Source organism: Rhodococcus sp. NPDC057297 (genome assembly GCF_042667435.1).
GTDB lineage: Bacteria > Actinomycetota > Actinomycetes > Mycobacteriales > Mycobacteriaceae > Rhodococcoides.
Window position 1 is genome coordinate 293,703 of sequence record NZ_JBHUZE010000006.1, and the last position, 11,515, is coordinate 305,217.

The following is an 11,515-nucleotide window of genomic DNA, read 5'->3' on the forward strand; positions in this document are numbered from 1 at the left end:
GACGTCGGGCACTACTTTTCGAGCCCGTCGGGTTCTATCAGATCTCAGGTCGGCGCCAGGGCCGATTCATGGATTCTGCATCGTCGTAGTGGTCGAACAGTGCTGTCGTAGTGGTCGAACAGTGCTGTTGTGCGGTCACGCGGTGCCGATGTCTCCTTGCGGTGGCGACCACGCCCGATTCTCCGATCTCGACGGCTTGTACTCGTAGCCCGTCGATATCGGATGGGCCTGTCCGAATGTCGACTTATTCTAGCCGCTCACAGCACGATTGCGATGTCAACTTCCGAGTCGGCCGATGTGACAGATATCGCGTTGTTCAAACCTGTACCACTGCAGGCGATTTCACGATCTATTCGCAATTCCTCTATGAATTGTCACTGAAGACTTGACGGCATACTGGCGAGTAGCGTTGTCGGAGGCCGACTTTCGCGTTGCGAAATGCCTTCGGTTACCGGCCGGTACATTACCAGCGGGTAGGAGTGCAGGAGCTCCCACCCGAGACCGTGTCGCGGGGCTCGGTCGTCCTTCGCGGACCTGTGAGTGTGGCTGACGTCGATCAACGAGCGTTGTGAAGTTGCACGATAGACCGGGCAACAGGTTCGGAGACCATGACCTTTTACCGTCTCGGAGACTATTCTGACGGCTCAGGGCAAGCATCCGACCTGTTCCAGGACGGCCGTTTCGAAGAGTGCAGAGGTAGTGGCAGTGTCGACTTCATCGGTTCCAGGCCGCGGTCATACAGGCGTCGGTCACACAGGCCTCGATGGACAGAACGTGGAAGGCCGAGTGCTTCGGCTGCTGCAGTTCCTGCGGGAGATCGTCACCGCACGTACCGAGCCGACGTTGGACTACGAGGATCACCTTCGGGTTCAGTGGATCGACGGCGAGGCCGGTGCGCTTCGGCTCGACAGGAACGCCGGCGCAGGCGGCGTGGTGTTCCGAGCGGGACGCGTCGACGTCTCCGAGCCACCCGAGCTGCCGGCTCTGCTGAGTGGGCTCGTCGACCCGGCGATGATCGGCGACAGCCGTTACCGCGCGCTCGACCTGGAGGAATCGAAGGACACCGAGGCGGGCTACAGCGACACCGATGCGGATTTCGACATCCGCCGGGCGTACGAGATTCGCCAGGAATTCGCGTCGTTTTCGGCCAAGTGGCGGGTCTGGGCGGAGAACGATCGCAAGGTCAGGCCGCAGGCGTCTTTGTACGAGTCCCTGCAACTGATGATGCAGGAAGTCGCGTCGCGGCCGGAATCGGTCGAAGTCGTCGTCGCGTCCGGTCTGCTCGGTCTGGCCGCGACGGATTCCTCGACCGCGGTCCGAACTCACGTCCTGACGCAGTCGGCGACCATCGAGAGGGACGTACGCACCGGGGACCTGCTGGTCACGCTCGCCGCGCACGCTCAACCGCGCCTGGAGGATTCCAGGTTGCTCGCTTCCCACCCGCGATTCGACGTCTCGGGGTCGGTCGAGCTGCAGCAGACGCTCGCGTCGTCGGTATCGTCTCCTCTCGCGCCGTCGGTTCGGGAGTATCTGGTGGATTGGGCTCGGCGTACGCTCGACGTCGACCTGGAGGTGCGGGCCGAGCTTGACCGCCCTGCGACGTTCGGGGTCGCGGACAAGCCGACGATGACGCTCTCCCCGGCAGTGGTGCTGCGCAAACGAGACTCCTACGCCCTGCTGGACTACTACGAGCAGATGATCGCCGAGCTCGGACGAGACGGCGCGACGGCACCCCTCGGTCTCGCCCAGCTGGTCGAGCCCATCGAACCGGCGGATCGGTTGGCGTGGCTGGAGCGGTCGGGCGCGGCGGACCCCCGCGAGATCGCCGAGGACCCGATGTTCCCGCTTCCGGCGAACGCGGAGCAGTCCCAGATCGTGCATCGTCTCGGACGCGACAGTGGGGTCGTCGTGGAGGGCCCACCGGGAACCGGGAAGACGCACACGATCGCCAATCTGATGTCCTCGCTGCTCGCGCGTGGGCAGCGAGTTCTGGTCACTAGTGAGAAATCACAAGCATTGCGTGTGCTGCGGGACAAGCTTCCTCCTGATCTGCAGGAGTTGTGCGTGTCCATCACCGACCTGTCGCGCGGCGGCTCCGAGGAGCTCAGTCGCAGCGTGGCACGGATCGCGGATCGAAAAGCGGCCTACAACGACATCGACGACGCCGAGAAGATCGACTCCCTCGTCGCGCGTCGCGCCGAAGCTCTCGCCCGACGCGACGGATTGTTGGATTCGGTCGCCGAGGTACGAGCTGCGGAAACCGTTGTACACCCGTACATCTCGGACGGGTTCGAGGGGACAGCTGCGACCGTCGTGCGCAAGGTGAGTTCGCTGGAGGGGGCCCACGAGTGGCTGCCGGGCCCCCTGTTCGGTGAGCGTCCACCACTGAGCGGCACCGAGGTCGATCGGCTGCGCCGCTTGATCGCGACCGCACGCGAGGGCAGGGATGCCAGGACTGGACAGGCCCTTCCCGCGCTCGAGACGATGCTGCCCAACTCGGCCGAGCTGAGAGCCCTGTGCGAGCGTGCGAGCGCGACGGCGCCGACGACGTCCGAACAATCCGCTCAGCTGGTCGAATTCCTCGGTGGGGTCGATCCGGCGGCTGCGTTCGACATCCGCAGACTCTGCGAGGAGCTCGACGCACGTGTCCGCGATGTCCAAGAGCTCGACGCCGTGTACCGGCAGTTGACCGATTCGGTACTGTCCGGAGAAGCCGCCCATCTGTGGTCGAGAGTCAGCGGAACAGTGTCGACGGTCGACGTCGCGGCGCAGTCGGACCGTTTCGTCGGCGCGCACGACGTGCGCAGTTCGCTGACGTCGAATGCTGCGTTCCAAGCTCTCGAATCTTTTGCCGTGGCACTGGAATCGGGCTTGGAATGGAAGGGGAGATTCCGCAAGAGCGAGCAGCAGAAGGCCGTCGAGCAGCTGGGCATCGTGGCGGAGGTGGACGGGACGGCTGCTGCCTCGGCCGCGACCGTGCGTCTCGTGGCCGAGCACGTCCGTGCACTCGACATCGTTCGTACCGCGTCGGTTCTGTTGGCAGACTTGGGAATCGCGGTGTCCACGGACGGATCCCGTTCGCGCCAGGTCAACGATCTACAACTTGTCGCCAGCAAACTCGTTCGCGTGTCGGGTGTTCTCCATGCACGTGACGCACTGGTCGAGCGGTTGTATGCAGTGTCTCCTTCTGCTCCGTGGATCCGAACCCTCGACGACGCGCAGAAGTTCGCGGGCTCCGCCGGTGCCATCGCGACTCGTATCGATGCGGACGTCGCGCGCGCCGAGTTGGAGCGGGTGCTGTACGGCGTTGCGGTTCAGATCGACAGTGGTCCGTCTCCGGAAGGCAACGCGCTGGTGGCCGCGATCAGTTCGGCCGACGCCGACGCGGTTGCCGCCGCGTGCGATTCCTACCTCGTGGCCTGCGCCGAGCAGAAGGATCAACTCGAACAGGATGCGTTGTCCGCGAGGCTGATCGAGACCGCACCAGCGTTGCATGAGCTCGTCGTGGAGACTGCGGCCGACCCCGAATGGGACGAGCTGAGTTGGCAGATGTCCAAGGCGTGGGCGTGGCGCCGGGCGCGCGAGTGGGTGTCCGAACAGCACGACTCGGGCCTCGAACACCGTCTCGACGCCGAGCTGAACGCGGCCGAGGCGGATCTGTCTTTTCTCACCGCCAAGCTCGGTGCGGCCATGGCGTGGCGTGATTGCCTCGAACGGATGACGGCGGTGGAAGTTCGTGCCCTGCAGACCTATCGGGAGCACATCTCCGCAATCGGCTCCGGTGCGGGGAAGTACGCGGAGACCTACCGAAGTGCGGCGCGATCGGCTATGCGCGACGCACAGAGTGCCGTGCCGGCGTGGGTCATGCCGCTGCAACAGGTCCTCGCGTCGGTGCCGCCGGTCGCGGACAGCTTCGACGTGGTCATCGTCGACGAGGCCAGCCAGGCGGACATCAGCAGCCTGTTCCTGCTGTACCTGGCTCCGCGGGTCATCGTCGTCGGTGACGACCGTCAGTGCGCGCCGGCAGATGTTCCGCAGACCGGGACCCTCGAGGATGTCTTCACCAGGTTGGACGTTTTCCTCCCCGATCTGCCGGAACACGTTCGCGCAACCCTGACGCCGCGATCGAGTCTGTTCTCGATGCTGCGGACGAGGTTCGGCCAGGTCGTCAGGCTGCGGGAGCACTTCAGATCGATGCCGGAGATCATCAACTGGTCGAGTCAGCAGTTCTACGGTGATTCCCCACTCGTCCCGGTGCGGCAGTTCGGGGCGGACAGGCTTCCACCGCTGCGGCACACGTACGTGGCGGATGCCACCGTCGTCGGCAAGGGCGCGACGCTGGTCAACCGCGTGGAAGCGTTGGCCATCGTCGGCCAGATCGTGAAGTGTCTCGCCGATCCCTTGTATCATGGCAAGACATTCGGAGTCGTTGTACTGCAGGGGAGTTCGCAGGTCGACGAGATCCGCAACGAGCTCATCAAACGTATCGGCATCGACCAGTGGGAGGATCGTCGACTCCGTGTCGGCACGCCGCCGGACTTCCAGGGAGACGAGCGCAGCGTCGTGTTCCTGTCCATGGTCGTCTCGCCGAGTCAGCCGTTCGTCGCATTGACGGCAAATCAGTACAAGCGTCGGTTCAACGTCGCGGCGTCGCGTGCGCAGGACCAACTGTGGCTGTTCCATTCGGTCACCGTGGACCGGCTCAAGCGCGCAGACCTGCGCAACAGTTTGCTCGGGTACATGACGTCGGTGTCGCCTGCATCGGTTGTTCCGATGCCGCTCGGCGTAGACGCCGAATCACGCCACACCGATTTCGCGTCGTTGTTCGAGCAGCGAATCTTCGTGGAACTTCGCGATCGGGGTTACCACGTGACTCCGGGAGTCGAGGTGAACAACCGTCGGATAGATCTGGTCGTCACCGGGCAGGCGTCGCGACTGGCGGTCGAGTGCGACGGTGACACGGTTCTGGACAGTCCGGAGCGACTTCGGGCCGACCTCCAGCGCGAACAGGAACTGAAGCGATGCGGCTGGACGTTCTGGCGAGTCCGCGAATCCGAGTACTACCTCGACCCCGACGCTGCCATGAGCAGCCTGTGGTCGACGCTCGCCGCGGGAGGCATCGAACCCGATTCGGTGCACGCCGACCCGGACCCGATCCAGGCGGCGGAGTGGACACCGCTGGACCTCGAACCCCGCAAGGAGGACATCGTCACCGAGGTGGCGTTGCCCGGTCGTGTTCCACGGCCGGCGGACGAGAATCCGTCGTGGAACGGGTGGCTCGGGCGAGCACGCGAGGACGTGGACGTGCCGGCGGAAGCCGTCACCGAGGTGTGGACGATGCCCGCGAATGTCCGCGGCGCGAGTTCCGAGGACGACGGCATCGTCGACGTGGAACTGCCGATCAACGGATTTCACGGTCGCCGACGGTCGTAGCGGCAGGACTGGCGCGTCGTGGCTGTGCGTTAGCGTGGAACACGACCTGTTTCCATTCGAGGGAGTGTTCATGTCCAGAGTTGCCATCTTCGGAGGCCACGGCAAGATCGCACTACGTTTGGCGCCGTTGCTCGTCGCACGGGGGCACGAGGTCGGAGCGATCATCCGTAATCCGGAACACGTGAACGACGTCGCGAATGCCGGTGCCACTCCGGTCGTCGCCGATATCGAGACTCTCGACGTCGAGAAGATCGCTGCGCTGATCGACGGTTTCGACGCAGTCGTCTGGTCGGCAGGTGCGGGCGGCGGAGACCCGAAGCGCACCTACGCCGTGGATCGCGATGCAGCCATTCGGTCGATGGACGCGTCGGGCCGCGCGGGTGTGTCGCGATACGTCATGGTGTCGTACTTCGGTGCGGGGCCGGACCACGGCGTGGATCCGGGCACTTCGTTCCACGCGTATGCGGACGCCAAAGCCGCAGCCGACGAGTACCTGCGGACGACGTCGCTCGAGTGGACCATTCTCGGGCCGAGTGCGCTGACTCTGGAACCAGGTACCGGTTCCATCACGACGCGTGACGCCGGTGCGACGGGGGCGTCCGTGACCCGCGACGACGTCGCGGCAGCGATCGCAGCGGCATTGGACGACGAGTCCACCGTCGGCCGCTTCATCGAATTCGACAACGGTGACACCCCCATCGCCGACGCGTTGCGTGGGTGATCGGACCGGGCGGCCGGTAGCGGAATCGACCAGGCCACGGCTCGTGCGTCGGCTCACGGTGTCGTCTCTCGTTCTGTCGGTCGTGGTGCTGCTCTTCGGAGTTCCGTTGTGGACGCTGTTCTTTGCAGGTACGGACTGGCCGGCGGCCGTCTCGCTCGCGGGATGTGTCGGAATCCTCCTGGCTGGGATCGCTCTGCCCACGGCGATGGTCCTGGGGCACGCGCGAGGGGACGACCGTGCAGCGCGAGTCGGCGACACGGTGCTCGGCGCTGTGTGGGTGCTGTTCGTGTGGAGTGTTCTGGGCAACCTTCTCGGCGCGGCGTTGGCCGTCGCGGGGATCGAGGATCCTTTCCGCTCCAGGCTTGTCGCGTGCGCGGTCGTGGTCGTCGTGGTTTCGCTGCTGGTGTGGGGGCACTACCAGGCGATGAAGGTGCCCCGTGTCGTCGAGAAGGACGTTCACCTCGAGCGACTCGGCGCGGACCTCGACGGGTTGCGGGTGGTGATGATCACCGACACCCACTACGGTCCGATCGACCGCGCCGCATGGTCGGCGAAGGTAGTGGAGAGAATCAATCAGCTCGACGCCGACGTCGCGTGCCATATCGGTGATCTGGCCGACGGGTCGGTCGCCGCGCGCCGGCATCAGGTGGAACCGTTACGGCACGTTCGTGCTCGGTACGGGCGGGTGTACGTAACCGGAAATCACGAATATTTCGGCGAGGCTCAGGCCTGGCTCGATCACATGGAATTGCTCGGGTGGACAGCGCTGCACAACGACCGCATCGAGATCGGTTGCGGGAGCAGTGCTCTGGTGATCGCGGGCGTCGACGATCGGACGGCGTCCGGCTCGGGGACGGACGGGCACGGCGCGGATCTGGATCGCGCGTTGGACGGGGCGGACCCGCAGTTGCCGGTCTTCCTGCTGGCGCACCAACCCAAACAGGTCGACGACGCGGTCAGGCGCGGAGTCGATCTGCAGGTGTCCGGACACACTCACGGTGGGCAGATCTGGCCTTTCCGGTACCTGGTTCGGCTGGATCAGCCCACCGTGCGAGGTCTCAGTGCGCACGGTGAGCGGACCCAGCTCTACACCTCGCCCGGTACCGGCTTCTGGGGTCCGCCGTTCCGGGTGTTCGCGCCGAGCGAGATCACCGTTCTGGTTCTCCGTGCTCGGACTGCGGGCTAGTCCGGCGCGCCGAGATTCAGCTCGTCGGGGTGTGCTCCAACGCGCACGTTGTCGTCCAAGGTGGCGATCTCGCTGAGGTCCTCTGGCGTGAGCTCGAAGTCGAACACATCGATGTTCTGTGAAATCCGTTCGTCGTGAACGGATTTCGGGATCACGATCAGTCCGTTCTGCAGGTGCCAGCGAATCAACACCTGTGCTGCGGATTTGCCGTGACGCTCGCCGATGGTCGTGATGACCGGGTCGGTGAGCAGGGTGTTGGGCTTGGAGGCTTTGCCCCATCCGGAGTTGCTCGTTCCACCGAGCGGACTCCACGACTCGACGGCGATACCGTGCTGAGCGGCCGTGTCCTTGATCGCCTGCTGCGTGAGATGGGGGTGTAACTCGACCTGATCGACAGCGGGAAGCAGACCGCCGCGGTCGATCAGCAGCTGCAGGTGGCGAGGCTCGAAGTTGCACACTCCGACTGCTTTCGCTTTGCCGGATTCTGCGATCTTCTCGAGCGCCTCCCAGGTCCGAAGCAGTCGATCGTCGTTCTGCAGGGGCCAGTGGATGAGATAGAGGTCGACGTACTCGAGGCCGAGTTTGCTCAGGCTGGTGTCGAAGGCTGCCAACGCGGGCTCGTACCCCTGATCGGCGTTCCACAGCTTGGTGGTCACGAAGATGTCTTCACGCGCGACACCGGCTGACGAGATGCCTCGACCGACGGCTTCTTCGTTGCCGTACGCCGCGGCGGTGTCGATGTGGCGATAGCCGGCTTCGTCGAGCGCGTACCGGACAGCGTGCTCGGTCTCACTGTCGGCTGCCTGCCAGACTCCCAGGCCGAGCTGGGGGATCGTGGTTCCGGAATTGAGGGTCAGGTTCGGAGTGCTCACGCGTTCAAGGCTAGCGCCGTCTGCCGCCCACCATGCCCGCATTGCCGCGGCCGGTGCGAGCGCTGGCATCATCGTGGGTGTGACGGTTCGTTTGCTTGCCACAGACCTCGACGGGACTTTGTTGAATTCGGAGCGTTCTGTTTCGGCACGAACTGCAGCGGCGATGGCCGCCGCCCGCGCTGCCGGGATCGAAGTTGTCTGGGCGTCGGCCCGGGCCAGGCACTCCATCCACGAGCTGGCCCAGTCCTGCGGATTCACGGGCAAGGCGATCGGCGCCAACGGAGCCGTTGTTCTCGATCTCGCCGACGGCACACCCGTCATCTCCGGAACGACGTCCATCGACGCGACTGCCGTCGCGAGGGCGATGACGAGGGTCCGTGACGTCGTGCCGGGGGTCGTCTTCGCGACGGTCGGTGCGACTCGATTCGTGGCCGAGCACGGATACGCCGCGCTGTGCGTATTCGCCGACCACCATCGGCACCCCCACGAGATGGATGTCCAGGCGACGGTTCTGTCGGCCGAGCCGACGGTCAAGATCGTTGCTCGTCACCCTGATCTTCCCAGCGTGGAGCTGTACCGAACGGTGTTGGCCGCTGAGGTCGACGGCGTCGAACTGACCCATTCCGGCGCACCGTACATCGAGATGTCGGCGACAGGGGTGTCCAAGGCCAGCGCGCTGGCGCGGGTGTGTGAGGAATTGGGTATCGATCGTACCGACGTCGCAGCCGTCGGTGACGCGTTCAACGACGTCCCGATGCTCGAATGGGCAGGAACCGCTCTGACCACCGAGAACGCGATGCCGGAGATCAAAGAGGTCGCGGACAGGATCCTTCACTCCAACGACGACGACGGTGTGGCCCGGTACCTGGAAGAGCTGACAGTAGACCGTGCAGGACATTCGACAGAAGGAGCACCTTCATGACTTCCGACAGCGGTGAATTGACTGTCGCCCAGTATCTTTCGTCGAACGGCATTCAGGTGACGCCGATCGGGCGCGACGCTGCGGCCGCCCTCGGGGTAGTGGCGCACACCCCGGCCGGATGGGAGGCGGCACCTGCCGAGCAGTTCCCCGGTGCGACGGCCGTGCTCGTCGAGACTTCGTTCGTGGAGAACGGCTTCGCGCCGAACGCCGTACTTCTTGTCGGCAAGCTGTCCACGGCAGTCGATTCCGGTCCGTTGCTCGACTGCAGCTTCACCGATGCTCGACTGATGCCGGGATGGTCCGAGACCTCGGCAAGCGCCGAAGACCTGGGGCCGTGGCCGGCTCGGTTCCTCGCTGGGTCGTTCGCCGCGGAGCAATTGGAGTTGAACGTCACGACGCGGTACGCCGTCCTCGGTGTCGACGAGCAGTATCTGGTGCAGTTGACGGTCACCATCCTGGCCGGCCAAGCCGAGAAACTCGCGTTCGACGTCGCCGCGATCAACGACGGACTGTTCGACTTGGGATAGTCCACCCGCTCTGATCGGACCCGATCGGTGCGACGCACACCCACCGCACAGTTCACTACAGTCGGACACATGCCGAATCGCACCGGACGCGCACGGCACCTGACGCTGGTGCCGGACCTCCCGACCGAGCCGCGTCGGGAACTCGAATTCGCACGAGCCGTACACGACGTGCCCGCCGCCTGGGTGTCGGGGATCGTGCAGTTGACGCTGCACGTCGAGCTTCTGTCGTACGTCCCGACGGTGTGGCGACGTCTGAGGCTTCGTTCGGACCTGTTGCTTCCTGAACTGCATGCTCTGATCCAGGCCGCGATGGGCTGGCGCGACGAGCACTACCGGCTCGAATCCGAAACGGAGACGTTCGTTCCGACCACCCGCCGCGCCGGGGGTGACGCAGCCGGCGATCACGTGCGCATCGATGCCGTGCTCGCTCGCCCCGGCGATCGTGCGTACTACCGGTTCGATGACTTACGCGGATTGTCGGTTCAGGTCGTGGAGGTGGACGCAGACATAGACGATCTGAGGCCCACCTGCCTTGGTGCGGAGAACGTGAGCCCGGCTCATGGGGTGATCGACGAGGACGCCCTACCGGGAAGATCTGGTGCGCCGACGGTGGAAGAGATCAACGAACGTCTGCGCGGTGCCCGAGAGGTCCGATCGGCGGAAACTGAAAGTGCAGCTGCATCGGCACTGGTTGCGAGGCTGTTCAGTCGAAGCGGCGCCGTCCCGAAGCCTCGTTTGCTGGAACTACTGCCTCGATGCGAGCTGACCATCGAGAGTTCCGTCGACCTGCCGGTAGCTGACACCGCCATGACGAAAATGATGTGGCTACTTCGAAAAGTCGGTGACTCCGGCATCGCACTGGCCGGCGGCAGTTTGCCGCCCCGTGTAGTGGAAGCCGTGCGCGACGAGCTGGACTGGGGAATCGGCTGGGTAGGCGACAGTCTCCTCGAAGCCGACCACCACCAAGCAACGGACCTGAGGGAAGCCGCGAAGGCGCTGGGTCTCGTCCGCATGTTCAAGGGGGTGCTCGTTCGAACCAGAGTCGGCACCGCATTGGTCGGTGACCCGGTCGGGCTCTGGCACCACTGCGCAGCTCGGCTGCCTCTCGGAAAGCAACCTCACGAACAGGACGCCGGAACGCTCTTCCTGATCGCGCTCGCCGCCTCTGCTTCCCCCGCCCAACGGGACGCGATGATCGTCGAAGTCACGGGTGCACTCGACTGGGTGACCGGAGACCACGGCGCATTCGAAGCGCAGAAGATCGCGCACCCGACCGTTGCGTTTCTGGATCTGATCGGTGCACACGGGCCGTTGTTCTATCTAGGCGGTGGGGGAGCGGAGTCCCCGATCTGGGCTCGACGGTTCGCCCGGGACGCGCTTCGGACCAGCCGACGCCCCTGACCAGGCGATTTGGAGTTCGGCGACTCGTCGCGTAACTTTTGTCGAGTCAGAGCGACACGGACACCGACTCCAGCCGAGAGGCCGGAGACAACGAGGTTGTACGGTAGCTTTTGATTGGTTTGTCCCCCAAGAGTCGGAGTTTGCTTCCGAGACCAAGCTGGGATAGGCTGGAACAGTTGCCCTTGAAGCTGGCAGGCGTGAGTCTGCGGGTGGAGAGTGTGTGCGTGTTCTTTGAGAACTCAACAGTGTGTCGATGAATGTCAGTGCCGAATGTTTTTGGTGCTCATGCCTTTTGGGGTGTGGGTGTGGCATCTTCTTGCTTCATTCTTCCCGTCTGGGGTGAGAAGATTTTTTGTAATGCTAGTTGAGTTTTTTTGCTAGTGATTTGGACTTGATGTCATTTGACTGATTCACGATCTTCGGATTGTTGTTTCTAGAGTCTTTTACGGAGAG

Annotated in this window: 7 protein-coding genes; 6 read left to right on the forward strand and 1 reads right to left on the reverse strand. The window is 64.3% G+C overall.

All coding sequences use genetic code 11. The annotated features are described in order from the left end of the window. Window positions 1-786 precede the first annotated feature (786 nt). The 3 genes from ACFULT_RS19275 (at window position 787) to ACFULT_RS19285 (ending at window position 7,340) form a co-directional block, all read left to right on the forward strand. Entirely contained in the window at window positions 787-5,433 is a 4,647-nt protein-coding gene (locus tag ACFULT_RS19275) for an AAA domain-containing protein (RefSeq protein WP_378482178.1), read from the forward strand. A 70-nt stretch (window positions 5,434-5,503) separates the two neighbouring features. Then, window positions 5,504-6,154, forward strand: a complete 651-nt coding sequence (locus ACFULT_RS19280) for an NAD(P)-dependent oxidoreductase (RefSeq protein WP_052059277.1) — start codon at window positions 5,504-5,506, stop codon at window positions 6,152-6,154. Beyond that, window positions 6,147-7,340 (forward strand): metallophosphoesterase, encoded by a 1,194-nt coding sequence (locus tag ACFULT_RS19285; RefSeq protein ID WP_378482171.1) that lies wholly within the window; start codon window positions 6,147-6,149, stop codon window positions 7,338-7,340. Before ACFULT_RS19280 ends, ACFULT_RS19285 begins: the two co-directional genes overlap by 8 nt. Here ACFULT_RS19285 and ACFULT_RS19290 read toward each other — a convergent pair. Continuing rightward, window positions 7,337-8,212 carry an aldo/keto reductase gene (locus tag ACFULT_RS19290; protein WP_378482172.1) on the reverse strand — a complete coding sequence of 292 codons (876 nt, stop codon included), beginning with the start codon at window positions 8,210-8,212 and terminating at the stop codon, window positions 7,337-7,339. The genes ACFULT_RS19285 and ACFULT_RS19290 overlap by 4 nt on opposite strands. Window positions 8,213-8,291: 79 nt before the next feature. Here ACFULT_RS19290 and ACFULT_RS19295 point away from each other — a divergent pair, with 79 nt between their 5' ends. The 3 genes from ACFULT_RS19295 to ACFULT_RS19305 all read left to right on the forward strand — a co-directional run bounded on the left by ACFULT_RS19295 (window position 8,292) and on the right by ACFULT_RS19305 (window position 11,062). Next, entirely contained in the window at window positions 8,292-9,134 is an 843-nt protein-coding gene (locus ACFULT_RS19295; RefSeq protein WP_241483780.1) for a Cof-type HAD-IIB family hydrolase, read from the forward strand. Beyond that, window positions 9,131-9,661 (forward strand): LpqN/LpqT family lipoprotein, encoded by a 531-nt coding sequence (locus ACFULT_RS19300; protein ID WP_037110454.1) that lies wholly within the window; start codon window positions 9,131-9,133, stop codon window positions 9,659-9,661. Before ACFULT_RS19295 ends, ACFULT_RS19300 begins: the two co-directional genes overlap by 4 nt. A 69-nt stretch (window positions 9,662-9,730) precedes the next feature. Next, complete coding sequence (locus ACFULT_RS19305; RefSeq protein ID WP_378482173.1) at window positions 9,731-11,062, forward strand: hypothetical protein; 1,332 nt, start codon at window positions 9,731-9,733, stop codon at window positions 11,060-11,062. Window positions 11,063-11,515 lie beyond the last annotated feature (453 nt).